Origin of the sequence: Sedimenticola selenatireducens DSM 17993 (genome assembly GCF_000428045.1) — a bacterium.
GTDB lineage: Bacteria > Pseudomonadota > Gammaproteobacteria > Chromatiales > Chromatiaceae > Sedimenticola > Sedimenticola selenatireducens.
Genome location: NZ_KE386617.1, coordinates 51525 through 76595 on the forward strand (window position 1 = coordinate 51525; position 25071 = coordinate 76595).

Sequence of the window (25071 nt, forward strand, 5' to 3'; positions counted from 1 at the left end):
TCGTCTAGTTCTCGGAGGCGGCTACAAGGGCGCCGTTGTTGCGGGTGTCCCCCGGGAATGGCCATTTCCAGTTGCTGGTATTGACTTCAAGCGGCACCATGTCAATGCATTCCACCGGACAGGGCGGCAGGCACAGCCCGCAGCCGGTGCACTCGCTGCGGATGACCGTGTGCATGTGCTTGGCAGAACCCAGAATGGCGTCTACCGGACATGCCTGGATACAGAGGGTACAACCGATACACTCGTCCTCCCGAATCACGGCAACGGCCTTGGGCTTCTCCTCGGCGGCGGCACCTTCCAGGGGAACCGGATCCTTACCCAGCAGATCGGCCAGGGCGATCATGGTGGTTTCACCGCCGGGCGGGCAGGCGTTGATTTCGGCCTCATCCTGGGCCAGCGCTTCAGCGTAGGCGCGGCAGCCCGGAAAGCTGCACTGGCCGCACTGGGTCTGGGGCAGCAGGGCCTCGATCTTCTCTACAATCGGGTCTCCCTCCACATGGAAGCGGATGGAGGAGTAGCCGAGCAGCAGGCCAAAGGCAAGTGCCAGCAGGGCAATGGCGGCTATTGCTATCAACATCTTGATGCCACCTCAGCTCGACACCAGGCCGGAAAAGCCCATGAAGGCGATAGACATCAGTCCTGCGGTAATCATGGCGATGGCGCTGCCCTGGAAGGGGGCAGGGACGTCGGAGACAGTTACCCGTTCGCGCATGGCGGCGAACAGCACCAGCACCAGGGAGAAACCGGCGGCGGCGCCGAAACCATATAGACCTGATTCAATAAAGCCGTGCTGCTCCTGAACATTTAGCAGGGCCACACCCAGTACCGCGCAGTTAGTGGTGATCAGTGGTAGAAAGATGCCCAGCAGTTGATACAGCACCGGACTGGTTTTGTGCATCACCATCTCGGTGAACTGCACCAGCACGGCAATCACCAGGATGAAGGTGATGGTGCGCAGATATTCCAGCCCCAGCGGAGCGAGCAGGTACTCGTTGGCGAGATAGCTGCAAATGGAAGAGAGCGTCAGCACAAAGGTGGTGGCCATACCCATGCCGACCGCCGTCTCCAGTTTTTTGGAGACGCCCATGAAGGGGCACAGGCCGAGAAACTTCACCAGGACGAAGTTGTTGACCAGCACGGTACTGACAAGGATGAGTGCGTACTCTTTCATCTAAAGCAGACCTACTCCATGAAGAGGGATGGCCGATAGTAGTGGTTAACCCTAATGCTAACAACCGACAGTTTATGTGTGTATAACCTTATAACCTTTGGGTATATGCGGTGATTACCTGAAGTATATTGCATTATATATCATCAGCCAACAGAAAATACATGCACAATATTTCATGCATCTATTGGCTGGCTGCTCTTGATTTTACTCGCGGGTGCATCACGTATACCGTTTTCCGGTAATTATCGTATTAAAAACAGCGGGTTATTCTTTCCTGCTGCTTACTTAACCCGCATGCCCGGCTTGGCCCCGCTATCCGGAGAAAGAATGAAAAGTTCTTTCCCGCCGGGTCCTGCCGCCAGCACCATGCCCTCGGACAGACCGAACCGCATCTTTCTGGGCGCCAGGTTGGCCACCATCACGGTCAGCCGTCCCTCCAGTTCGGCGGGATCGTAGGCGGATTTGATACCGGCAAAAACATTGCGCGTCTCTCCGTCCAGATCGAGCGTCAGCTGCAACAGTTTTTCCGCCCCTTCAACCCGTTCCGCCTTGACGATCTTTACTATCCGCAGATCGACCTTGGCGAAGTCGGCATATTCGATAGTGTCGCTGATCGGGTCGGCAGCAAGTGGTCCGCTCGCTTTGGCGGTGGCGTCCTGCTTTTCCAGGTCCTCCGTCGATGCCGCAATGATCGCTTGGATCTGGCTCGGCTCGACCCGGGTCATCAGCGGCTTGAAGGCGTCTATGCTATGGCTCAGCAGGGGGCTGCCGAGTGATTCCCAGCTGAGTGGATCGACCCGCAAAAAAGCCTCCGAACGCTCGGCGGTTGCCGGCAGGATGGGCCGCAGGTAGCCGATCAGCAGGCGGAACAGGTTGAGACCCATGGAGCAGACCTGCTGCAGTTCGGTATCACGCCCTGCCTCCTTGGCCATGATCCAGGGCTTTTTCTCATCGATGTACTGATTTGCGCGGTCAGCAAGCGCCATGATTTCACGCACGGCACGGCTGAATTCGCGTTTTTCATAATGCTCGGCAATCTGGTCGCCGGCCTCGGCAAAGCTCTGAAACAGTGCCGGATCGGCCAGTTGATCAGCCAGTTTTCCGTCGAATCGTTTTTTCACAAAGCCCGCGCAGCGGCTGGCGATATTCACCACCTTGCCGACCAGGTCGGAGTTGACCCGCGCCTGGAAATCATCCAGGTTGAGATCGATATCCTCGATACCCGAGCCGAGCTTGGCGGCAAAGTAATAGCGCAGATATTCCGGATTCAGGTGATCCAGGTAGGTGCGGGCCTTGATAAAGGTACCGCGTGATTTGGACATCTTCTGGCCATCCACCGTCAGGAAGCCGTGGGAGAATACCGCCGTCGGGGTGCGGAAATCGGCGCCATGCAGCATGGCGGGCCAGAACAGGGCGTGGAAATAGATAATGTCCTTGCCGATAAAATGGTACAGCTCGGCGCTGGACTCCCTGCTCCAGAAGTCATCGAACTCCAGTCCATCGGTGCGATCGCACAGGTTCCTGAAACTGGCCATGTAGCCGATCGGCGCATCCAGCCAGACATAGAAGTATTTGCCCGGATGGTCGGGAATCTCAAAGCCGAAGTAGGGGGCGTCGCGGGAAATATCCCACTCGTGCAGTCCGGCCTCGAACCATTCGCCCAGCTTGTTGGCCACCTCGGCCTGCAGGTGACCGCCGCGGGTCCATGCCTTCAGCATGGCCTCGAAATTGGCCAGCTTGAAAAAGTAGTGTTCGGATTCCCGGTCCACCGGAGTCGCGCCGGAGACGGCCGAGACCGGGTTCTTCAGTTCGTTGGGAGAGTAGCTGGCACCACAGACCTCACAGTTGTCGCCATACTGGTCCTGGGCGCCACACTTCGGGCACTCGCCCTTGATGAACCGGTCCGGCAGGAACATCTCCTCGATCGGGTCATACGCCTGGGTAATGGTGCGGTTGGCAATGTTCCCTTTTTCCTTGTTGCGCTGATAGATCAGGGATGCGTAATGTCGGTTCTCTTCCGAGTGGGTGGAGTGGTAATTATCAAAGGCCACATTGAAATCGGCGAAATCGGCCTTATGCTCCTGGGCGACCCGGGTGATCAGGGCTTCGGGTTCAATACCTTCCTTGCGGGCACGCAGCATGATGGGGGTGCCGTGTGCGTCGTCGGCGCAGACATAGAGACACTGATTACCGCGCATCTTTTGAAAGCGGACCCAGATGTCGGTTTGGATATATTCCACCATGTGGCCAATATGGATCGGGCCATTGGCATAGGGAAGGGCGCTGGTCACCAGTATTTTTCGCGCTGTCTGATTCATGATTTCATGGCTGCGTTTGAGGGGAAAGAGATCCGGCCGACAGGTTTGATGGTCCACGCCACAACCCGCCATCCAATAAAACGATCAATTATCACATAATTAACCGGATCGCGAAAACCAATCAACGTTGGCCCTCTGCGCATGGTTGTTCAGAAAAGCCAAGTGTTACAGGGATTTAATGGAGCCGGAAAGGATAATTGTCAATACAGATATTTGAAAGACCTAGCGATTTGGTTGGGCATAAGCATTTTTTAATGTAGAATGCGCGGCCATCATTACCCGAATTTGCGGCCTCCCGGTGGGGCCATCTCGTAGGAGCATGCAATGGCTGAAGTAACAAAAGAGTTGATCGAAGAGGCAATCAAAGGGTACATAGAGCCCCACTTGGAAAAGGACCTGGTCAGTGCCAAGTTTATCAAGAGCATAGAGATCGATGGCGGCGCGGTGAAGGTAGCCGTCGAGCTGGGTTTTCCGGCAAAGGGTTTCAAGGATGAACTGGCCGACGCACTGAAGGCGCAGATTACCACCGTGGAGGGTGTCTCTTCCGTGGCGGTGGATGTGAACTGGAAGATCACCGCCCACTCGGTGCAGAAATCACTGAAGCCGATTGATAATGTAAAGAACATCATCGCCGTGGCTTCCGGCAAGGGCGGTGTGGGTAAATCCACCACGGCGGTCAATCTGGCGCTGGCGCTGGTGGAAGAAGGCGCCACCGTGGGCCTGCTGGATGCAGACATCTACGGACCGTCCCAGCCGCGCATGCTGGGTGTCTCCGGTCAGCCGGAATCGAAAGACGGCAAGAGCCTTGAGCCGATGCAGAATTACGGCATCCAGGCGATGTCCATCGGATTTCTGATCGATGAAGAGACCCCAATGATCTGGCGCGGCCCCATGGTCACCCAGGCGCTGGAACAGTTGCTGAACGACACCAACTGGGCCAATCTTGATTACCTGATTATCGATCTGCCGCCGGGTACCGGCGATACCCAGCTGACCCTGGCCCAGAAGGTGCCGGTGTCGGGTGCCGTGGTGGTGACCACGCCCCAGGACATCGCCCTGCTGGATGCGCGCAAGGGCTTCAAAATGTTCGAGAAGGTCGAGGTGCCGGTACTGGGTATCGTCGAGAATATGAGCATCCACATCTGCTCCAACTGCGGCCATGAAGAGCATATTTTCGGAGAGGGTGGCGGCAAGCGGATGGCGGAACAGTACGGAGTCAATTTCCTCGGTGCCCTGCCGCTGGATATCCGTATTCGTGAAGAGACCGATGGTGGCAAGCCGACCGTGGTGGCCGATCCCGATGCGCGTATTTCCCAGATCTATCGTGAAATTGCCCGCCGGACCACGGCTATACTCGCCCTGCAGGCCAAGAGTTACGCGGCCAAGTTCCCCAATATCGTGATCCAGAACAACTGACCGTAAGACGCCGGGTGGCGGGCTTCCCATCACCCGGCGGTTCCCTTTGCCGCTTAAACATCAACAGATCATCTAGTGAGGCCACCCGAATGAGTGTCAAGTGGGATACCCGTTTCCTGGGGCTGGCGGCCCATATCTCCGCCTGGAGCAAGGATCCATCGTCCCAGGTGGGCGCGGTGATCACGGATGGCAACCGGATCGTTTCTGTCGGCTATAACGGCTTTGCTGCCGGGGTGGAGGATCGGACGGAGCGGCTCACGGACCGCAACTGCAAGCTCAATCTGACCATTCATGCGGAAGAGAACGCGATGATCTTCGCCAAGCGGGATCTCACCGGCTGCACCGTCTATGTCACCCATCCTCCCTGTCCCCGCTGCGCCTCGAAGTTGATCCAGGAGGAGGTCGGACGGATTGTCTGCATCGCACCCAGCGAGGATTTCCTTTCGCGTTGGGCCGATGACCTGAAGCTCTCCCAGGAGATGTATCAGGAGGCCGGGGTCGAGTACAGCAGCTATGATCTCGAGCAGATCAATGTGGACGATGCCCACATCACTGTCGCGCCGGGCGGCTTTTTTAAATCGGTCATGAACCGCCTGTTGCGGCGGGACTGATTCAACTCTCCCCGTCCTGCCAGGTGACGGAGATCAGTTCCATCACATAATCCCCGTCCTTTTCGTGCTTGGCGATTTTTACTGGCAGATAATTCAGCTCGGGGGCGAACCAGAGGGTGGCCCGTGACGGCCGGTCATCCTTGTTGCGCGCCAGCTTGATGGTCTGATATTCCCCTGATTCAGTGCTGATCAGCTCCCGGTTCACTTCCGTGTAACGATAGCTTTTCAGCAATCCGCCGTCGGCCACCTGATATTCGGCCGCCCTGTCACCACGGCCGAGCGCCAGTATAAGAGCCAGCTGCTGGCTGAATTTGTCCTGGGTTCCTTTTGGTATCTCCATCGACCAGAGAGAGCCGGCGGTCTGGTTGGCCACCCGGCTGGCCGGCCAGTTGAAATCAAGGTTCACCTGACGGGTCCGCTTGGGCCGCTTGTGAGTGTACAGGTAGCGGGATGGAATGATAGTGTCATCCACGATCCGCCCCTCGCTCTGTTCGGTGATCTCATCCTTGCGAAATACCGCTGCCAGCCCAACAGGGGCGGTATAGGCCCGGTAGCTGTATTGGCCATCATCGGACAAGCGCAGGGTGATGTTTGCCCGGCCGATCACCAGGCTCCCCATGCTGACGCGATACTCGGCACTGTAAGGCTTGATCGTCTGCCCGGATGCCGCCGGCTGGGCAATCCCGGGTAGTGGCACCAGCCAGGTGGCCAGCAGCAGTGTGAGCAGGGATCTCACCGGGCGACCGTTCATTCGGTGCTTACCTGATTGAATTCCATGATCTTCGGTTCTCGCAGGGTTTTTCCGTCCAGTTCAATGAAGCCCTGAGTGACCTTCAGTCGCCCCTCGGCAAACCAGCGGATCACCGCAGGGTAGATGCGATGCTCCTGGGTCAGTACCCGTGCCGCCAGTGTGGCTTCGTCGTCACCCGGCTCCACCGGTACCCGGACTTGCAGTATCACCGGCCCCCCATCCAGCTCCTCGGTCACCAGATGCACACTGGCCCCGTGTACTCGGTCTCCAGCCTCCAGTGCACGCTGATGGGTATGCAGGCCCCGGTACTTTGGCAATAGCGAGGGGTGGATGTTCAGCAGGCGTCCCTGGTAATGGGTGACAAAGCCGGGGGTCAGGATGCGCATAAAACCGGCCAGTACCACCAGTGCCGGCTGATAACTGTCGATCAATTCCATCAGCGCCTGGTCATAGGTTTCCCGGTCCGGGTAATCGGTGTGGTCGAGCACCCGGGTGGGGATGGAGGCCTGACGGGCCCTTTCCAGGCCGAAGGCGTCGCCCCGGTTGCTGATGACACCGCGAATCTCCACCGGGAGGTCGTCGTTGGCGCCATCAATGATCGCCTGCAGATTACTGCCGCTGCCCGATAGCAGCACGACAATGGGAAGTTTTCGCTGTTCCGTCACGCGACCAGTTCCACGCTCGGCGCCCCGTCATGGGCCTCGATGCGGCCCAGTTTCCAGACCGTTTCGCCCTGGGCCTGCAGTAGCGCGATGGCCTGATCGGCGTCTTGCTCGGCGACACAGACCACCATGCCAACGCCGCAGTTGAAGGTGCGCAGCATCTCTGATTCGATCACATTGCCCGCTGCCTGTAGCCACTGGAACACCGTCGGCCGTTCCCAGGAGTTGCTGTTGATCAGGGCGCGGGTGCCCTGCGGTAGTACCCGGGGCAGATTTTCCGGGAGACCGCCGCCGGTGATATGGGCCATGGCGTGAATGTCGATCGCCTGGTGCAGCGCCAGCAGTGACTTGACGTAGATGCGGGTCGGGGCGAGCAGCGCTTCGCCCAGGGTCACATCGCCCAGTGGCTGATGCAGATCCGCACCCGAGACCTCAAGAATCTTGCGAACCAGCGAGTAGCCGTTGGAGTGGGGGCCGGAAGAGGCGAGTCCCAGCAGCACGTCGCCCGGCTGTACCCGGTCCGGCTGGATAATGCGGGACTTTTCCACAATACCGACGCAGAAACCGGCCAGATCATAGTCACCAGTCTCGTAGATGCCGGGCATTTCGGCGGTCTCGCCGCCGGTCAGGGCCGCACCGGATTGCCGGCAGCCCTCGGCAATGCCCTCGATCACACTGCTGGCCACGTCCACGTCGAGGTGTCCGGTGGCATAGTAGTCCAGGAAGAACAGCGGTTCAGCGCCGGTGACGATAATATCATTGACGCACATGGCCACCAGGTCGATACCGATGGTGTCATGCTTCTGCAGGGCCAAGGCCAGCCGCAGCTTGGTTCCCACCCCATCGGTGCCGGAGACCAGTACCGGCTCCCGGTAGCGGTCCAGCGGCAGTTCGAAGAGTGCCCCGAATCCCCCCAGGCCGGTCATGACGCCGGGTCTGAAAGTGTTTTTGACGATGGGTTTTATCCGCTCGACCAGGCTGTTTCCGGCATCGATATCGACACCGGCATCCCGGTAACTCAGAGAGGCGGAGTCGGTTTTGTTCTGATCCACTGATCACTCCAGGCTAGGTGCGCGTTAAGAGAACGTGCTGCAGTTATTGATTCTACCAAATCCGTAAAGCTGGATCAGGCAAAAGGAGCGGAATTATACCACTGGAAGGGGTAGCTGGTGTTTTTTCCGCTTAACGATCAGGGGCAGTACCGGAGAGCTTGTGGGGTGTTAATGGATTTGCGGCGGGTGGCAGGCTAAAATCGGCCGGAATATCACGCCAGCCGGATTCCAATCACATGCCCAGTTGTTCATCAGATCCCTCGCATCTCTCGGTAAAGTTAATTCAGGCGCTGCTCATGTTGGTGCTGTTCATGGGTTACACAGCCGCCGCCACTGCCAGTCCGGTTACCGGCTTGTACAGCGCGGAAGTGCCGGTGGAGGGGCAGTCAGCGGAACAGCGGACCGATGGGATCAGACGTGCCTTCATGCAGATGCTGATCAAGGTGACGGGTAACCGGAATGTTGCCCAGCGCCCCGAGTTACAGGGTGATATTGAGCAGGCACCACGTTATGTGCAGCAGTTTCGCTATCGTCTGGACGCCGGACGAGCGCCAGCCGCGACGGAGGGTGCCGCCGACAGTGAGGGGGCTGCCCGCCTGCTGACCGTGCAGTTTGATGGGGCGGCTGTGCAGCGTCTGCTGCGAGAGCGCCGCCTGCCGGTCTGGGGGGAGAATCGACCCTCGGGTCTGGTCTGGCTTGGCATTGAGTCCCGCGGGCAGCGCCGGGTGATGCGGCCCGAGCTGGATGATTCCCTGTTGGGCGCCATGACGGGGGCGGCGGAAAAGCGCGGCATCCCCCTGATACTGCCTCTGATGGATCTTGAGGATCAGTCCGGGATTCGGGTCGCCGATCTCTGGGGTGATTTTGAACAGAATATCCGCCGTGCATCCCAGCGCTATTCACCCGACCTGATTGTCACCGGCCGGATGACCCAGCTCTCCGGCCGGCTCTGGCGGGTAACCTGGAATCTTTATCATGGTGACCGGGTCTCGAGCTGGAGTGATGAAGGGAGCGCCCCCATCGAATTGGCCCACGAGGGCGTGGAGCATGTGTCGGATCTGCTGGCGGAGCGGTATGCCCCGGTCGGTGGTGAGGCGAACCTGTCGCGGATCAGGCTGCGGGTAAGCGGTGTGACGGAGCTGACGCAATACGTGGGGGTGGGGCGTTTTCTCCAGTCCCAGAGTTCGGTGGAACGTGCCGATATGGTCTCGGTGGAGCCCGAGGCGGTTACTTATGAGCTGCAGGTGCGGGGGGGTATCCAGGTATTGGAACAGGGACTCGCCCTGGGCGGCATGATCGAGCCGATCACCGATCTGCCGGATGCCGCGCAAACGCTTATTGAGGGAGTCGATCTCTTCTATCGTATGCGGTAACCTCGGAGTGACGGGGATAGCAACCGCTAAGTGAAGCCTGATCGCTTTGCGTAACTTTTAAATTTAACAGCCCCGGGTCCTTTGGTCTTGACAGAGTAGTGATGCTGAAACGCGAAGATATACCTAATCTGATCAGCATATTGCGTATCTTTATATCGGTACCGGTCGTCTGGATGTTGCTGGAGCAGCAGTTTGGCGTCGCGCTGGTGCTGTTTGCCATTGCGGGCATATCGGACGGGCTGGATGGCTATCTGGCCAAACACTACGGCTGGCAGAGCCAGCTCGGCGGCCTGCTGGATCCGCTGGCGGATAAGGTGCTGCTGGTCTCCAGTTATCTGACCCTGGCGCTGATCGGTATCATTCCGGTCTGGCTGGTACTGCTGGTGATACTGCGTGATCTGGTGATTGTGACCGGTGCCCTGGTGTACCATTTTCGGGTGATGGAGCTGACCGCCAATCCCAGTTTTCTCAGTAAAATAAATACTTTTTCACAGATTATCCTGGTGCTGGCGGTTGTTCTGGATCGGGGACTGGTTGCGCTGCCCGCCGTGCTGATAGTTAGCCTGGTCTGGCTGGTTATGGCGACGACGGTCGCCAGCGGGGTGAACTATGTCTGGGTCTGGAGCCGGCTGGCGATGGCGCATCAGAAAGAGCGCTAGCCTCGTTACAATCCGCCCGCTTGTGGGTCTGTCTGCTGTTCCAGAAACGTCTTGATGAAAGGGATTGTCAGTCCGCGTTTCGCCTCGAGCGACGCCTGATCAAGCTGTCTCAGCAGCTGTCTGAGTGAGCCCATATCCCGCTGGGTGTGGCGGAGGATATAGCGGGCGGTCTCGTCACTCAATGCCAGGCCACGTCCGGCTGCGGCTGTGCTCAAGGCCTGAATCTTGTCCTGATCATTCAGTGGCTGCAGCTGATAACAGAGACCCCAGCTCAGGCGCGACAACAGGTCGGGTAACCTGATTGGCAGGTTCAGCGGGCTGCAGCGGGCGGCAACCAGCAGGGACTTGTCCCGTTCCCTGAGTCGGTTGAACAGGCCGAACACACCCTGTTCCCAGTCTGCCTGACCGGCTATCAGTTCAACCCCATCCAGGCAGATCAGGTCCATCTGTTCCAAATCGTCAAAAATAGCCGGTGACAGCTGCGTGGCCTGATCCAGCGGTATGTACAGGGCGCTCCGCCCGCCCTGGTCGGCCAGTTGCGTGGCGGCCTGCAACAGATGGCTTTTGCCGGTTTGCGTTGCACCCCAGAGATAGATGAATGGTTCACCTGATCCCCTGGCGCAGGCAGCCAGATCGGCTACTGCCTGCTGATTGGCAGCCGGGAGATAGCTCTCAAGGCTGGTGCTCTCCGGCAGTGTGAGTCCGAGGGCGAGTTGTTTTGGCATCGGTTACCGGGTGGAGATCAGTTTTTTGGCGATGGATGCCACTCTTTTCCCCATCGCCCGGCAGAGCAGTTTCTCATCTTCAGTGAGTGGCAGCTTGCTGTCGACACCGGCGAGATGACTTGGACCGTAAGGTGTGCCGCCGGAAGTGGTGTGCAGTAACTCGGTCTGACTGTAGGGGAGTCCGGCTATCAGCATGCCGTGGTGCAACAGTGGCAGCATCATGGAGATGAGAGTGGTCTCCTGGCCGCCATGCATGCTGGAAGTGGAGGTGAACACGGCCGCCGGTTTGCCTGCCAGGACGCCGGTCAGCCAGAGTGAGCTGGTGCTGTCAATGAAATGCTTCAGTGGCGCGGCCATGTTACCGAACCGGGTCGGGCTGCCCAGAGCGAGTCCGGCGCAGGCCTCCAGATCGGCTATCGTGACATAGGGTGCACCGCTGTCGGGAACGGCCGGTTCGGTCGCCTCGCAGACAGGGGAGACCGGCGGCACTGTGCGTAGCCTGGCCTGCATCTCCGCTACCTCTTCCACTCCCCGGGCAATCTGCCGGGCCATCTCGGCGGTGGCGCCATAACGGCTGTAGTAAAGCACCAGTATGTCAGCCATCAGAGGATATCCAGTACGCGTTCTGGCGGGCGTCCGATGACCACTTTGCCATCCTTCACCACGATGGGGCGTTCGATCAGTCGCGGGTGCTCCAGCATGGCCTGGATCAGCTGCTCATCCGACAGTTCCGGGTTGTCCAGTCCGGCCTGCTGGTATTCCGCCTCGCCCTGGCGCATCAGCTGACGCGGTTTCAGGCCCAGTGCGTTGAGGATTTCGGTCAGCTCTTCCCTGCTGGGCGGCTGTTTCAGATACTCGATAACCTCTGCTTCAACGCCTTCACCCTCCAGGATCTGCAGGGTCTGGCGGGATTTGCTGCATTGTGGATTGTGATAGATCTTTACCGTCATGGCGATCTCGATGCTCCTGTCCGGGTAACGGCTGTCCATTGTAACCAAACCCGCGGTGTTGAAACAGCGCCGCCGAGTATGCTTATTTACAGCGGTCCTGGAAGGAAAGCGACGGGTATGGTGTATGATCCGACAACAGCCGGCGTAAGAGTTTTTCACTTGACTGTCCATCAGACCAGCCACGCTCGGAATACGGTTTATGAAGTGGAATAATCGCCAATACATGCGAAGAGTCATAAAGATAGCCACCGGCGCATGAGGTAACCGGGATGCATCCATGCCCGAAAACAATCGGCATCCTCCAGGTCAGCGGGAGAGCTGTTTCCGAAATTACATTATTCGCCCTTATTCGCGGCTAGGATTTATCCCGGATACGGCAGAATAAGATGGGTAATCAGGTAATGGAATGGCCGGGCGGAGTGAGATGATGGGACAGAGTGAGAAAGTTGGGGCAGGCGGTATCTTGATGGCATGGAGGCGGGTGCGCCAGTTTGGTGTTCTGATATTTTCCCGCTTCATTGCCGATCATGGGCTGCCCACGGCAGCGGCGCTGACTTTTACCAGCCTGTTGTCAATGGTGCCCCTGATGGCGGTTTCCCTGGCGCTGTTAACAGCCTTTCCCGTCGGCGACCGGGTGGTGATGCAGCTGCAGAACTTCGTGTTCAACAATTTTCTGCCGTCCTCCGGCGAGGTTGTACAGCAGTATCTGAATCAGTTCAGTCAGAAGGCGGCCCGCATGACCGGACCCGGACTGGTCTTTTTGATTGCCACGGCACTGCTGATGATGGCCAATATCGAACGCGCCTTCAACCGCATTTGGCGGATTGACAAACGGCGTCGGCTACTCAGCAGATTCATGGTCTATTGGGCCATATTGACCCTGGGGCCGCTACTGATCGGTTTGAGTGTGGCCGTTACCTCCTACCTGGTATCCATGCCGTTATTGTCCGATACCGCCCAGCTCTTTGGCCCGGACAGCGGCCTGCTTCGGGCAACGCCGGCCATCGCCTCGGCGGTCGCCTTCAGCCTGCTCTACCTGGTGGTGCCCAATCAGCCGGTTCCCCTGGCCCATGCCGTAGCCGGTGGCGTGCTGGCGGCCCTGCTGTTTGAATTGGCCAAACGGATATTTGCCTACTACATCACCCTTTTTCCCGCTTACGAGATGATTTATGGTGCGTTGGCGGTCATACCCCTGTTTCTGGTCTGGCTTTACCTCTCCTGGACAATAACCCTGCTGGGTGCGGAGTTCTGTTGTTGTCTTGCTATTATGGCAAAGCGGCCCCTGTCGCATGCCGGGTTTTCGGCTGATCCGCTGTTGGTCCGCTTTCATCTGATGCGCCTGTTGTCGATGGCGCAGCGGGAAGGTGAGAGCCGGTCGCTGGAGGCGCTGGCCGACCAGCTACCGGAGGCCGGAGAGGAGCAACTGTCTGATCAGCTGCAACTTCTGCAGGAGGCGAACTTTCTGTTCTGTACCGATAGCGGTGGCTGGGTGCTGGCGCGGGACCCGACGAGGGTCACGCTGCTCGATCTGTATCTGGTGCAGCCGGGGCAACTGCCGGACGCGGAGCGGCTTGGTGATTCTGTCCAGCCCTGCGAGCAGGTACTTGCCGAAGTGCTTGGCCGTGCACAACAGGCACTGTCAGAGTCCCTGGCCAGGCCGCTGGATGAACTTTTTCTTTTGGATAGCGATGACACACAACAACAGAATATCTAAAGAGGTGATGCCATGATGCGGTGGCTGCGCCAGCTGATCGGGGTTGTGTTATTGCTGCTCTGTGTGACTGCTGCGCAGGCGATTGATTTTATCCTGCCTGATCTGGATGGCAGGGATCGGTCGCTTGCGGAGTTTCGCGGCAAGTGGCTGCTGGTCAATTTCTGGGCCACCTGGTGTCCGCCCTGTATCGAAGAGATGCCGGAGTTGGAGCGTTTCCATCTGGCGCATAAAGAGCGTGATGCCCTGGTCATCGGGATCAACATGGAGGATATGGCGCCGGAGCGGCTCAAGGGTTTTCTGGCTGAGCGGTCCATCAGCTATCCCATCCTGCTGGCGCCTGTCGATGGCTATACTGCCTTTGGAAGGATTCCGGTGCTGCCCACCTCAATACTCATCTCTCCGGAAGGTGAGGTGGTCACCCGGCATGTCGGGCCGCTCACTGCAGAGATGATTGAACAACTGATTGTACAGGGCGTGCGGCCAGAAAAACCGGCCCCGGTAAATAACAAAGAGTAGGAGTGTCCAGTGACGATCTGTATGCAATATCTGGTCTCGGGAAAGGTGCAGGGCGTATTTTTTCGCGCCTCCACCCGGTTCGAGGCCGAGCGCCTGAAAATTACCGGCTATGCCAGAAACCTGCCTGATGGTCGGGTCGAGGTGCTGGCCTGTGGTGAGGCCGATGCCGTTGATCAGTTGAGAAACTGGCTGACCCGTGGGCCAGCCCAGGCTCGGGTGGAAAGTGTTTCCAGTGAGCCTGCCCCTGTTCAGGAGTTGGCCGAATTTTCAATTCGATAATGCCCGTCAAGGCAATTTATCGTCGTCCGGCAATTGCCGCGGCTACTCTGAAGGCTCATCCGCCGGGTCCGTCCAGGGCCTGAATACGGCCGGCGCCCCATTGATCCGATAGCCTGGATACTGCGTTGCCGGGGTATCCCGGGCCGAGCTGTTCTGCTGCGCCCAATCCTGAGCCCTGTTATCCCGGTCCGATGAAACGGGAGGCGGGGGTGAGTAAGTCTGGTCTGCCGGTTGTTTCTGACCTTGCGGATAGGCGGGTGGCTGGGCGTAGGCAGGGTAGGGCTCCAGCATCGTCGGGGGAACGGGTGTCGGCGCAGCGCCGTCATACATCTGCATCGGTTGCTGGGGCGCTAAGGGCGCGGTGGTGCCGTAGCGGGTATCGTAACCGCTATTTCCATACCCCTGAAAGTAGTTGTTTTCATAACCTGGTGTCGCTGGGGGTGGTGTATAAGACTCCTGTCCATAACCGTGCACTGGCGGATAGCGGTAATCCTGGGGTGGGGCATAGGGGTTGTATGCCGGTGCGGTTCCCTCCTGGTAGTAATAGGGATAGTTATAGCCCGGTGCCGGGTAATAACTGTAGGGATAGGCGGGCGCCGTCGGGTCTCCCCACTCCTGTACAAAATTGTCTGACGGGTAATAATAGGGTGACTCGATATAGGGCTCCGCTTGACCTTGGTAGTAGTCGTAGGGTCCCGTTGCCCCAGGCCCTCCGGGAAAGCCCTCTCCGCTATAATATCCAGGTGTCGGATCGGGATACTGCTCGGCGGCATAGCCGGGGCTGGAGGGGTATGGCTGCTGCGACTGGCCGGTGATGTCCGCTTGAGGCTGGGAGGTGTTGTATTCCGTCGGCGTATCAATGGGGCGCCAGCCGTTGGAGCTATCGTAGCCAGGTGGGTTGTGAGACCCATCCGCCAGTGCGCTGGTCATAACAAGCGTGAGGCAGAAGGCGCTGTGGAAGACCCTTTGCATGGTTATACTCCGTTGAAATGGCCGGGTGATCAGGCGCTCCGGCTCTTGTCATTGGCGTTATCATAACCGGAAAAAGGGACGCATGTCGCTGTTGGACGGCAGGTTCGGGGGCGTGGTCCGGTTCAGTAACCGGCAGTTTTCAGGTCCAGTCCGGGGGGGAGTGCGGCAATCCGGTCAATGCCACTATTAATGCCGCCATCAGGTAGCAGCTCCAGCCAGCGAAATCCCGGCGGAGCTGTGCTGATACCGAATTTGTCCTGATTCTCGATGAACTGGATACAGGTAGAGGGTGTTCCCATCATCCTGACCCCGTTGTGTTCGGCATCAAATGGCTGATGGATATGTCCCCAGATCACCCCTTTCGCGTTGTCATAGTGATCGAGAATGGAGAGAAAAGGCTCGGGATTATCCAGTGCCATCTTGTCCATCCAGGCGCTGTTAATATGGACGGGATGGTGGTGCAGGGCAATGAGTGCGTGCCGATCGGTATTTTCGCGCAACGAGCGTTCGAGGGTCTGCAGCTCCCGGTCACTCAGGTGTCCACCCTCGGAGTGCGGCTGGGTGGAGTCGAGCATGATAATGACCCAGTTACCCAGTTTTACCTCTTTGGGGACTTCCACCAGGCCACCGCGCATATGCCTGGTGAGCATTTCCGGATTGTCATGGTTTCCCGGCAGGCAACAGGCCTTGATGCCGAATTCCTGGACACTGTTTCGGAGTCTCGTATAGCCGACAGCGGAGGCGTCGTGGACCAGGTCACCGGTCAAAAGCAACAGATCGGTCTGTGATTTTTGCTGTGCGGCAAGCGCCATTACCCATTCGAAGCTGATCTGGGTATTGATGCCGGCAAGCTTCCAATCCAGGCTGGTGTGCAGATGGCAGTCAGTAATCTGCAATACCCGGATGGGCCGCTGTTGATTGGCGGGCCTGGAGCTTTGGCTGTTCAGCTTGACGATGTCTTGGGCCATATTGGAATCAGATTGCGACCGGTATAGCTAAATATTAAGGCATGGGGGGCAATTTTGTATCCGGCATAGGTGTGATGAATGCGGCAATAAAGGCCCGGTATAGTGGTTTTTTCCCTGAAACCTGATTTTTTGTGGACTGTATCACATTTGCTTCCTGGGACACCCTGGTGCGCCCCGGGACCCATGGGGATGGACGGCTGGACACCGATATCCCGCTCTGCCTGGCACAAAACAGTGGTGGTGGGCGATGTGGCTTCCTGCACAAAAGCTCCTGGCGGTGAGGCGAAGCAGAGGGTCAGACCTGATGTGCGTATCCTGACCCTCGATGGTGGTTCCCTCTAGAAGAGACTCAGAAATTATCGGTAGAGACGAAGAGGCCTACCCGTAGGTCCTTTGCGGTATAGATTTCCCGTCCGTCCACTTTCATGACCGCATCGGCCACACCCATCACCAGACGGCGGGTGATGACCCGCTTCAGATCGATCTGATAAGTCACCTTTTTAGCCGAGGGCAATACCTGTCCAGTGAATTTCACTTCGCCCACGCCCAGCGCCCGGCCATGTCCGGGATTGCCCAGCCAGGCCAGATAGAAGCCGACAGCCTGCCACATGGCGTCCAGTCCCAGACAGCCCGGCATCACCGGGTCACCTGGAAAGTGACACTCAAAAAACCAGAGATCCGGGGTGATATCCAGTTCGGCCTGAATCTCGCCCTTGCCGTAAATGCCGCCTTCATCGGCAATCCGGGTGATCCTGTCCATCATCAGCATGTTGGGGACCGGCAGCTGAGCATTGCCCTCACCAAACATTCTGCCGTAACCGCAGTCCAGCAACTGTTCTCTTGTAAAACTTTCTACTTTAGCCATGGATCCAGTTTCTCTCGTGTTATTGCCTTCAGGGGTGGGCCATTGTTCCTGATCTATTCTGCCTCAGGCCCTTGGGCTCAATTGTTCCTGAAGGAAGGGTAGTATCCGTTCGATTTCGATCATGCTGTTGTCATTGTCGGTTCTGCCACGGTATTCCAGTTTGCCCTCATCCAGGCTGCGCTCGCCGATCACAATCCGGTGTGGTATGCCGATCAGCTCCATATCCGCAAACATGGCACCGGGACGGGCGCCGCGATCATCCAGCAACACCTCAATGCCGGCCGAGGTTAATTCCTGGTAGAGCTGCTCGGTGGCCTCGCGTACCCTATGCGATTTATCCATCTTCATGGGGCAGAGGGCAACCTGGAAGGGGGCGATGGCCGCCGGCCAGATAATACCCTTGTCATCGTGATTCTGTTCGATGGCCGCCGCCACGACGCGGGAGACGCCGATTCCGTAGCAGCCCATCTCCATGATCAGGCTGCGGCCATTTTCATCCAGTACACTGGCTTTCATCGCCGCGCTGTACTTGTTGCCGAGCTGGAAAATATGTCCCACCTCAATACCCCTGGCGATGGTCAGTACCCCTTTGCCGTCGGGGCTGGGATCACCCTCCTGCACGTTACGGATATCGACGATCCTGGGAGTAGGCAGATCACGCTCCCAGTTGATGCCGAAGTAGTGTTTATCATCCTGGTTGGCGCCCGCACTGAAATCGGCAATGAGGGCGACAGAGCGATCGATGATACAGGGTATCGGCAAGTTGATCGGGCCGAGGGATCCGGGACCTGCACCGATAGTGGCGCGGATCTGCTCCTCACTGGCGAAGGTGAGGGGCGCGGCCACCTCGGGCAGCTTCTCCGCCTTGATCTCGTTCAGTTCATGGTCGCCGCGCACCAGCAACGCAACAAATTCCGAATCATAGTCCTCGGTCGCCGCCACAATCAGGGTCTTGACGGTCTTTTCGATCGGTTGCCGGAACTGCTCCACCAGGTCCTGGATGGTTCGGGTATCGGGCGTGTCGACCAGTCGCAGCTCCTCGGCCGGTGCCGGGAGTGCGCCGCCGAGCGCCACGGCCTCGGCGGTCTCAATATTGGCCGCATAATCGCTTTCGGTGGAGAAGGCGATGGCGTCCTCGCCGGAATCGGCCAGCACGTGGAACTCTTTCGAGGCGCTGCCGCCGATGCTGCCGCTGTCCGCCTGTACCGCCCTGAAATCCAGGCCACAGCGGGTGAAGATGCGGCTGTAGGTCTCATGCATCAGGTCATAGGTCTGCTGCAGCGACTCCTGGTCGACATGGAAGGAGTAGGCGTCCTTCATCAGGAACTCGCGCGCGCGCATGACGCCGAAGCGGGGTCTGATTTCGTCGCGGAACTTGGTCTGGATCTGGTAGAAGTTGACCGGTAGCTGCTTGTAGCTGTGCAGTTCGTTACGGGCCAGCTCGGTAATGATCTCCTCATGGGTGGGGCCGTAACAGAACGCCCGCTTGTGCCGGTCATTGAGCCGCAGCAGCTCCGGGCCATACTGCTCCCAGCGTCCTGACTCCTGCCACAGCTCGGCCGGCTGGATGGAGGGCATTAGCACCTCCAGGGCGCCGGAGCGATCCATCTCTTCCCGAACAATGGATTCTATCTTGCGCAGTACTTTCAGACCCAACGGCAACCAGGTGTAGAGTCCGGCCGCGAGCTTGCGGATCATGCCGGCCCGGATCATCAGCTGATGACTGCTGATCTCGGCGTCGGAGGGGGTCTCCTTTACGGTCTGAAGGGGAAATTGGGATGTACGCATGTCCAGTGTCCAGGGGGTGTGGGTGCAAAAGGCGTTTATTCTAACGGTATGCCATGACCGGGACAAATGGATAACGTACATTGCATCAGGCCGGATCTTTGCCATTCACGGCTTCAGCATTCCCCCTGGTTGCCGAAAAAACCTACTGGACGTTAGATTTCACCGGCGGTAGCCCATTGCTCATCACCTCAGTCACAGATCGCTATGCCCCCCTGTCCGAATGCCTGCGGTATCGGCTGCGCTGGGTAGTATTGGCAATGACGCTTCTGCTTGGTGGTTTGGTGGCGGGTGAATCCCTGGTCAGCATGTCGCTGATCCAGTGGGTAAAGCAGAAATACGGGGAACCGGCGGCGGGCAGGGTGAGTGAGTGGCAGACCTTGATGGAGAGTCGTCAGGAGGGCAGTGAAACCGACAAGTTGATCCTGGTGAATGACTTCTTTAATCGACTGGCTTATAGATCCGACCTGAATATCTGGGGCAAGGAGGATTACTGGGCCACGCCGGTTGAGGCGCTGGGCCGTGGGCAGGCCGACTGTGAAGACTACTCCATCGCCAAATACTTTACCCTGCGCGAGATGGGTGTGCCGGAAGAGAAAATGCGCATCATGTATGTCAAGGCGCTGGAGCTGAACCAGGCGCACATGGTGTTGACCTACTATCCGCAGGAGAGTGGGGTGCCCCTGGTGCTGGACAATCTTAATGGCCAGATTCTTTCTGCCGACAAGCGCGGGGATCTGGCGCCGGTCTACAGTTTCAACGCAGAGGGTCTCTGGCTGGCCAAGAGCCGGGGGCGAGGGGAGAAAGTGGGTTCGTCCAGCAGAATCAGCCTGTGGCAGGACCTGCAAGCCAGAATGACCAGGGAGATGGTGCAATGAAGCGTGGTCTGCACATTATGTCGGCAAAACAACCTGATAACAGGTGGAGGCCCGGGGTGAGCAACCCGGGGGTACAACTATGACCTTGCCAAAACAACTGGTGACGCTGATCGTCACGCTTCTGTTGCTGGTGTTTCTCGGGACCTTCCTGGTGACCGTGCACAATACCCGGGACTACCTGGAGAAACAGCTTGAGTCACATGCCCAGGATGCCGCCACTTCCCTGGGTTTATCGATTTCACCATATCTGGGGCAGATGGATCTCGCCACCGTGACCTCGATGACCGATGCCATATTTGATCGCGGATTCTATCGCTCAATCCGGATTGAGGATATGCAGGGCAAACCTTTGGTTGATCGGGTGTTGCCGGTACAGCTCGAAGATGTGCCCGAATGGTTTATCAATATGCTGCCGCTGACAACGCCGGAGGGCGAGGCGGTATTGATGGATGGCTGGATGCAGCGCGGCAGGGTGGTGATCAGCAGTCATCCGGGTTACGCCTATCGCCAGCTCTGGCAAAACGTTACCGACACCCTGCGCTGGTTTCTGGCCAGTACCGCGCTCGCCCTGTTGGTCGGTGTGTTGCTGCTGAAGCGGGTATTGCGGCCCCTCAAATCGGTTGAGGGGCAGGCCGATGCCATTTGTAATCGTGAATTTCCAATCCTCGCGCCGTTGCCCAGGACACCCGATATCCGCCGTATTGTCGAAGCGATGAACCGGATGTCCGCCAAGGTAGGGCAGATGCTGGATGAATTGGAGCGTCTCGCGGCCGGTTTCAGACAGCAGGCGTACCAGCATCCAGTGACCGGCCTGGCGAACAAACGGTTCTTTATGGATTTGCTGGTGAATCAGATCAATTCCACCGAGGTTTTTTCCCGTGGGGTACTCTGTCTGGTGCAGTTGAAGGACTTTAAACGCTATAACGACGAGCAGGGTTACAGTGCTGGCGATGCCTTGTTGGAATCGACGGCAGAAGAGTTGGAAAAAGTGTCGAAGCAGTGGCCCAGAAGCCAGCTTGCCCACCTTGCGGGTGCTGATTTCGCACTACTCGTTGAAGAGTGTACCGGTGAGCAGATCGCACAGCTCGCCGAGCAGTTGGTGGTAGCGCTGACCGGGCTGTACAGTACCGGCAGGTTGGATGATCCGGATGTGGGACATATCGGTATCGGCTACTTTGATGGTTGCCAGAGTGCCTCGGAGCTGCTGGCGGAAGCCGATATGGCGTTGCGTATCGCACAGAGCAAGGGCGCCAATGAATGGCATCTGAGCCGGGCTGACGAGCTTGAGTCCGGCCAGGTGAGTGGCGCCACGGAGTGGCGGGAGTTTATCGGGGTGGCTCTGGAGCGCGACTGTATTCAGCTTCTATATCAACCAGTTGTCTCGTGTAGCGACGGACGGCTGTTGCATCGGGAAGTGCTGGTCAGGATTCCGCAGGATCTGGACAACCCCGAACAGGGTTCCCTGCTGACCGCGGGCCTGTTTATGCCTCAAGCGGAGCGTCTGCAGTTAACGGCGGAAATCGACAAGGCTGTGATCAGTCAACTGCTGGGGCGTCTGCAAAATTCTCCGGATGACCGGGCCCACTATGCGGTCAACCTCTCTCTGCATACGATTACCAGCGCCGGTTTCATGGAGTGGCTGGCAAGCAAGCTGGCGGAACACCGTGCCTTGGCCCAGCGGCTCATCTTTGAACTGCCGGAGTATGGGGTCGTGTCCTTGCTTGACAAGGTGATGGGGATGTTGGAACTGGTCAGCGGTTTTGGTGCAAAGCTTTCAATCGACCATTTCGGCAGGAGCTTCAGTTCCCTGGCTTACCTGCGTTCCATAAAGATCGATTATCTCAAGATCGATGGCAGTTTTATGCGTTCCATCGACGCAAGCAGGGATAATCAGTTTTTTGTGCAGGCCCTGGCGGAGATTGCCCATGGGCTGGAGATTGTCGTGATTGCGGAGGCGGTTGAAACCGAGTCGGTCTGGGCGTTGTTGCCGGCGTTGCATGTGGATGGCGCTCAGGGCTACCTTATCGGTCGGCCTGAATAGGGGGTGTTCCCGGTTCTAAAACTTTATCAGGTCAAAATAAAAGACCCCGAAGACATCCATGCCTTCAGGGTCACCGTCAAATTCTTTATGGCGGAAGGTGGAGTCCTTTCGCCCATCCTTGGAGAGTATTGCCGATCCTTGGCCTTCCTTGTTGACGGTGGTTAGAGTTTGGACAGGTTGGTCGGCGTTGTCTGTAGGGCGAGCACGGTCGATCTGTAGGGAATATCCTAAGCTGACTATTTGTCACAAAACTCAGAGATCTGCGCCTTGCTCTGTTCAATCTTCTGCTGACGCTCTTCCTCCGTGAGGCGCTTATAAAGACCGTCCGGCGTCTTTACCAGTTTATTTCCGAGACTGGTATACAGGTTGAGGTTGTGTTGGGCGGCGGCACAGTTTTCCGATTTTATCTTGTTGGATTCGGCGATCTCCTCCTTGCTGGGGCCATTCGCCGGTTTCCCCGCACTTTCCTGGGATGGATCGCCGGATTGGGTCGCGACATCGGTGGCCGGTTGTTTCCGGGGAGTCGATGTGGAGGTGTTGATCTTTACTTCGGCCGCTTCACCCGATGCCGGGGGGGATTGTGAGTAGACAGTGGTGCCGTTCTCGTCAACCCAACGGTACATGCGAGCATCGGCTGCCCCGGTCCAGGAGATTGCCAGCACCAAGGGCAACAGTGTTCGGATAATCATGCGCATCATCCTTGTTATATTGTTTATGGGAGGTCGCCGTCATTGTAGGGTTTGCGTTCGGGGTCAGCAAGGATGGATTTCGCAAAACAGTGCTTTTCAATGGCTGTGATTAATACCTGGAAGTCGCGTGGAAAAATTGAGCTAGTACCGATCGGGCAGCGATTAGTGATACTGGTGGTGTTGTTAATTACCGCATGAATAATGTGTATTAACCGGCGTGGTCGTGCGATCTGGCCGAATCGCGCCCATACTTCCCGCTCATCGCCTTTGTAGCTTGACCTGTCTGACGTATATGAGTAATTTGTACCGTTCGATTTTTCCCTTGTACATTGTGCCGACCGGCGTGGTAAAAGCCCGTAAACCGGTTGGTTGGGAGGTTATTTGTGGAATTGAGTGGTGCCGAGATCGTCATTCAGTGTTTGAAAGACGAAGGCGTTGAGCATGTGTTTGGTTATCCTGGCGGGGCGGTGCTCCATATCTATGATGCGCTGTTCAAGCAGGATTTTGTCAAGCATATACTGGTGCGGCATGAACAGGCGGCAACCCATGCCGCAGATGGCTATGCCCGATCGACCGGCAAGCCGGGTGTTGCGCTGGTAACCTCGGGACCCGGTGCGACCAATGCAGTGACCGGTATTGCCACGGCATTCATGGATTCTGTTCCCATGGTGGTGCTCACCGGCCAGGTGCCGACGCCCTTTATCGGCAGCGACGCCTTCCAGGAAGTGGACACGGTCGGTATCACCCGTCCCTGCGTGAAGCACAATTTCCTGATCAAGGATGTCAGGGATATCGCCGAAACCATGAAGAAAGCATTTTATATTGCTACCTCTGGCAGGCCGGGTCCGGTCGTGGTGGATATTCCCAAGGATATTACCGATCCCAATAAAAAGATCCCTTACGACTATCCCAAGAAAATCAAGATGCGCTCCTACAACCCGGTGCTCAAGGGGCACCTGGGGCAGATCAAAAAGGCGGTCAATCTGATGTTGAGCGCCGAGCGACCGGTGTTCTACACCGGTGGTGGCGTGGTGCTGGGTGATGCCAGCGAGGAGCTGACCGAGTTGACCCGGGAGCTCGGTTTTCCGATCACCAATACCCTGATGGGTCTTGGCGCATATCCATCCAGTGACAAGCAGTTCATTGGTATGCTGGGTATGCACGGTACCTATGAGGCCAATATGGCTATGCACGATACCGACGTGCTGATTGCCATCGGGGCGCGCTTCGATGACCGTGTCACCGGGCATATCGCCCACTTCTGCCCGAATGCCAAGATCATTCATGTGGATATAGATCCCTCTTCCATTTCCAAGAATGTCCGGGTCGATGTGCCGATCGTGGGGCCGGTGAAGTCGGTGCTGCAGGATATGCTGCGGATTCTCAAGGAGGGCAAGAAGCGCCCCAATAGCGCGGCATTGAAGAAATGGTGGGCACAGATTGATAGCTGGCGTGGCGCCGACTGTCTCAGTTACGACAGAAACCACGCGCAGATCAAGCCGCAGTTTGCGGTAGAGACCCTGCACAAAATTACCCGGGGTGACGCCTTTGTCGCCTCGGATGTGGGACAGCATCAGATGTTTGCGGCCCAGTTTTACGGTTTTGACAAGCCGCGGCGCTGGGTCAACTCTGGTGGACTCGGTACCATGGGGTTCGGTCTGCCGGCTGCCATGGGCATCCAGATTGCCCATCCCGGCGCAGATGTGGCGCTGGTCACCGGCGAGGCCAGTATCCAGATGTGTATCCAGGAGCTGGCTACCTGCAAGCAACATGACCTGCCGATCAAGATCATGCTGCTGAACAACGGTTATATGGGCATGGTGCGTCAGTGGCAGGAATTTTTCTATGACGGACGCTACTCACACTCCTATGTGGATGCGCTACCGGACTTTGTGAAACTGGCCGAGAGCTTTGGTCATGTGGGCATGAAGATCGAGCGTCCGCAGGATCTGGAGGGGGCGATGAAAGAGGCCTTTGACCTGAAGGACCGTCTGGTGTTTATGGATGTGGTGGTTGATCCCACGGAAAATGTCTACCCGATGATCCAGGCGGGCAAGGGCCACCACGAGATGTATCTTCCCCCAAAAAGTGAGCTGGTCTAACCATGAGACATATAATTTCAATTCTGATGGAGAATGAAGCCGGGGCGCTCTCACGGGTGGCCGGGCTGTTTTCTGCCCGCGGCTACAATATTGAATCCCTGACGGTGGCGCCGACCGAGGATGCCTCCCTTTCACGCATGACCCTGGTAACCAGTGGGGATGAGAACATCATCGAACAGATCACCAAGCAGTTGAACAAGCTGGTGGAAGTGGTCAAGCTGCTGGACCTCTCCGAAGGCCCCCATGTGGAAAGGGAGATGATGCTGATCAAGGTGAAAGCCGAAAAGACCCAGCGTGATGAGATCAAGCGGTTGGTGGATATCTTTCGCGGTAAGATTATCGATGTCACCGACTCCAGCTATCTGATCGAGATGACCGGGCAGGCGAGCAAGCTGGATGCTTTCGTCAATGCCGTGGAAGAGGATCTGGTTGTCGAGGTGGTCCGTACCGGACCGTCCGGCATCTCCCGTGGCGCCAAGGGCCTTAGCCTCTGATTGCGATTATGCGGGCCGAATAGAATAACAACATTGAATAGACATGCTGGCTGGTGTGTCCCTGGATAGAAGCTATTTTT

General features: G+C 57.6%; 25 protein-coding genes. 11 read left to right on the forward strand and 14 right to left on the reverse strand.

Features of this window, described 5'->3' with window-relative positions; genetic code table 11:
* Nucleotides 1–4: 4 nt before the first annotated feature.
* From rsxB to metG, 3 genes are all read right to left on the reverse strand, one after another.
* A complete protein-coding gene (rsxB, locus tag A3GO_RS24870) occupies nt 5–577 on the reverse strand; it encodes an electron transport complex subunit RsxB (protein ID WP_037376227.1) in 573 nt (190 codons plus the stop codon).
* A 12-nt stretch (nt 578–589) separates the two neighbouring features.
* Nucleotides 590–1171: an electron transport complex subunit RsxA gene (gene rsxA / locus A3GO_RS0120740; protein WP_029135027.1), complete on the reverse strand. Its 582-nt coding sequence runs from the start codon at nt 1169–1171 to the stop codon at nt 590–592.
* Nucleotides 1172–1452: 281 nt separating this feature from the next.
* Nucleotides 1453–3489, reverse strand: a complete 2037-nt coding sequence (gene metG / locus A3GO_RS0120745; protein WP_029135028.1) for a methionine--tRNA ligase — start codon at nt 3487–3489, stop codon at nt 1453–1455.
* Between the two features lie 324 nt (nt 3490–3813).
* Between metG and apbC the strand changes: the two genes are divergently transcribed.
* Nucleotides 3814–4905, forward strand: a complete 1092-nt coding sequence (apbC, locus tag A3GO_RS0120750) for an iron-sulfur cluster carrier protein ApbC (RefSeq protein WP_029135029.1) — start codon at nt 3814–3816, stop codon at nt 4903–4905.
* An 89-nt stretch (nt 4906–4994) separates the two neighbouring features.
* Nucleotides 4995–5516, forward strand: a complete 522-nt coding sequence (locus tag A3GO_RS24875) for a deoxycytidylate deaminase (RefSeq protein WP_084610305.1) — start codon at nt 4995–4997, stop codon at nt 5514–5516.
* Nucleotide 5517: 1 nt separating this feature from the next.
* On the opposite strand, the gene A3GO_RS0120760 is transcribed toward A3GO_RS24875, so the two are convergent.
* Genes A3GO_RS0120760 through purM form a run of 3 tightly spaced genes read right to left on the reverse strand, consistent with a single transcriptional unit; the run spans nt 5518 to nt 7981 of the window.
* Nucleotides 5518–6267, reverse strand: coding sequence for a DUF3108 domain-containing protein (locus A3GO_RS0120760; protein ID WP_029135030.1), 750 nt, complete (start codon nt 6265–6267; stop codon nt 5518–5520).
* Nucleotides 6264–6932 (reverse strand): phosphoribosylglycinamide formyltransferase, encoded by a 669-nt coding sequence (purN, locus tag A3GO_RS0120765; RefSeq protein ID WP_029135031.1) that lies wholly within the window; start codon nt 6930–6932, stop codon nt 6264–6266. The genes A3GO_RS0120760 and purN overlap by 4 nt, the downstream gene beginning before the upstream one ends.
* Nucleotides 6929–7981, reverse strand: a complete 1053-nt coding sequence (gene purM, locus A3GO_RS0120770; protein ID WP_029135032.1) for a phosphoribosylformylglycinamidine cyclo-ligase — start codon at nt 7979–7981, stop codon at nt 6929–6931. The genes purN and purM overlap by 4 nt, the downstream gene beginning before the upstream one ends.
* Before the next feature lie 236 nt (nt 7982–8217).
* Here purM and A3GO_RS24880 point away from each other — a divergent pair, with 236 nt between their 5' ends.
* Nucleotides 8218–9354, forward strand: a complete 1137-nt coding sequence (locus A3GO_RS24880; RefSeq protein WP_084610307.1) for a DUF2066 domain-containing protein — start codon at nt 8218–8220, stop codon at nt 9352–9354.
* Between the two features lie 101 nt (nt 9355–9455).
* The gene (locus tag A3GO_RS0120780; RefSeq protein ID WP_321527739.1) at nt 9456–10013 is read left to right on the forward strand and encodes a CDP-alcohol phosphatidyltransferase family protein; all 558 of its coding nucleotides are present in this window, start codon (nt 9456–9458) and stop codon (nt 10011–10013) included.
* A 5-nt stretch (nt 10014–10018) separates the two neighbouring features.
* Here the strand turns inward: A3GO_RS0120780 and hda are convergent, their stop codons facing one another.
* Genes hda through arsC form a run of 3 tightly spaced genes read right to left on the reverse strand, consistent with a single transcriptional unit; the run spans nt 10019 to nt 11688 of the window.
* Nucleotides 10019–10738: a DnaA regulatory inactivator Hda gene (gene hda / locus A3GO_RS0120785; RefSeq protein ID WP_029135034.1), complete on the reverse strand. Its 720-nt coding sequence runs from the start codon at nt 10736–10738 to the stop codon at nt 10019–10021.
* 3 nt (nt 10739–10741) lie between these two features.
* Nucleotides 10742–11341, reverse strand: a complete 600-nt coding sequence (wrbA, locus tag A3GO_RS0120790) for an NAD(P)H:quinone oxidoreductase (RefSeq protein WP_029135035.1) — start codon at nt 11339–11341, stop codon at nt 10742–10744.
* Complete coding sequence (arsC, locus tag A3GO_RS0120795) at nt 11341–11688, reverse strand: arsenate reductase (glutaredoxin) (protein ID WP_029135036.1); 348 nt, start codon at nt 11686–11688, stop codon at nt 11341–11343. The genes wrbA and arsC overlap by 1 nt, the downstream gene beginning before the upstream one ends.
* Nucleotides 11689–12112: 424 nt before the next feature.
* Here arsC and A3GO_RS24885 point away from each other — a divergent pair, with 424 nt between their 5' ends.
* The 3 genes from A3GO_RS24885 to A3GO_RS0120810 are packed head-to-tail and all read left to right on the forward strand — an operon-like array spanning nt 12113 to nt 14197.
* Nucleotides 12113–13402, forward strand: coding sequence for a virulence factor BrkB family protein (locus tag A3GO_RS24885; protein ID WP_169720433.1), 1290 nt, complete (start codon nt 12113–12115; stop codon nt 13400–13402).
* Between the two features lie 12 nt (nt 13403–13414).
* Complete coding sequence (locus A3GO_RS24890; protein ID WP_051302745.1) at nt 13415–13918, forward strand: TlpA disulfide reductase family protein; 504 nt, start codon at nt 13415–13417, stop codon at nt 13916–13918.
* A 21-nt stretch (nt 13919–13939) separates the two neighbouring features.
* A complete protein-coding gene (locus A3GO_RS0120810) occupies nt 13940–14197 on the forward strand; it encodes an acylphosphatase (RefSeq protein ID WP_051302747.1) in 258 nt (85 codons plus the stop codon).
* Nucleotides 14198–14239: 42 nt separating this feature from the next.
* Here A3GO_RS0120810 and A3GO_RS0120815 read toward each other — a convergent pair whose 3' ends face one another.
* The 4 genes from A3GO_RS0120815 to A3GO_RS0120830 all read right to left on the reverse strand — a co-directional run bounded on the left by A3GO_RS0120815 (nt 14240) and on the right by A3GO_RS0120830 (nt 18790).
* Entirely contained in the window at nt 14240–15169 is a 930-nt protein-coding gene (locus tag A3GO_RS0120815) for a hypothetical protein (protein WP_157606893.1), read from the reverse strand.
* A 122-nt stretch (nt 15170–15291) separates the two neighbouring features.
* A complete protein-coding gene (gene cpdA, locus A3GO_RS24895) occupies nt 15292–16137 on the reverse strand; it encodes a 3',5'-cyclic-AMP phosphodiesterase (protein WP_084610308.1) in 846 nt (281 codons plus the stop codon).
* A gap of 349 nt (nt 16138–16486) precedes the next feature.
* The gene (gene fabA / locus A3GO_RS0120825) at nt 16487–17002 is read right to left on the reverse strand and encodes a 3-hydroxyacyl-[acyl-carrier-protein] dehydratase FabA (protein WP_029135039.1); all 516 of its coding nucleotides are present in this window, start codon (nt 17000–17002) and stop codon (nt 16487–16489) included.
* Between the two features lie 63 nt (nt 17003–17065).
* Nucleotides 17066–18790 carry a proline--tRNA ligase gene (locus tag A3GO_RS0120830; RefSeq protein ID WP_029135040.1) on the reverse strand — a complete coding sequence of 575 codons (1725 nt, stop codon included), beginning with the start codon at nt 18788–18790 and terminating at the stop codon, nt 17066–17068.
* 257 nt (nt 18791–19047) lie between these two features.
* Here A3GO_RS0120830 and A3GO_RS0120835 point away from each other — a divergent pair, with 257 nt between their 5' ends.
* Both A3GO_RS0120835 and A3GO_RS0120840 read left to right on the forward strand, forming a co-directional pair.
* Entirely contained in the window at nt 19048–19665 is a 618-nt protein-coding gene (locus tag A3GO_RS0120835; protein ID WP_051302799.1) for a transglutaminase-like cysteine peptidase, read from the forward strand.
* Nucleotides 19666–19744: 79 nt separating this feature from the next.
* Complete coding sequence (locus A3GO_RS0120840) at nt 19745–21706, forward strand: EAL domain-containing protein (RefSeq protein WP_029135042.1); 1962 nt, start codon at nt 19745–19747, stop codon at nt 21704–21706.
* Nucleotides 21707–21942: 236 nt separating this feature from the next.
* Here A3GO_RS0120840 and A3GO_RS0120845 read toward each other — a convergent pair whose 3' ends face one another.
* Nucleotides 21943–22395 carry a DUF4124 domain-containing protein gene (locus A3GO_RS0120845; protein WP_029135043.1) on the reverse strand — a complete coding sequence of 151 codons (453 nt, stop codon included), beginning with the start codon at nt 22393–22395 and terminating at the stop codon, nt 21943–21945.
* Between the two features lie 383 nt (nt 22396–22778).
* On the opposite strand from A3GO_RS0120845, the gene A3GO_RS0120850 reads away from it, so the two are divergent.
* Entirely contained in the window at nt 22779–24497 is a 1719-nt protein-coding gene (locus A3GO_RS0120850) for an acetolactate synthase 3 large subunit (RefSeq protein WP_029135044.1), read from the forward strand.
* Between the two features lie 2 nt (nt 24498–24499).
* Entirely contained in the window at nt 24500–24991 is a 492-nt protein-coding gene (gene ilvN, locus A3GO_RS0120855) for an acetolactate synthase small subunit (protein ID WP_029135045.1), read from the forward strand.
* Nucleotides 24992–25071 lie beyond the last annotated feature (80 nt).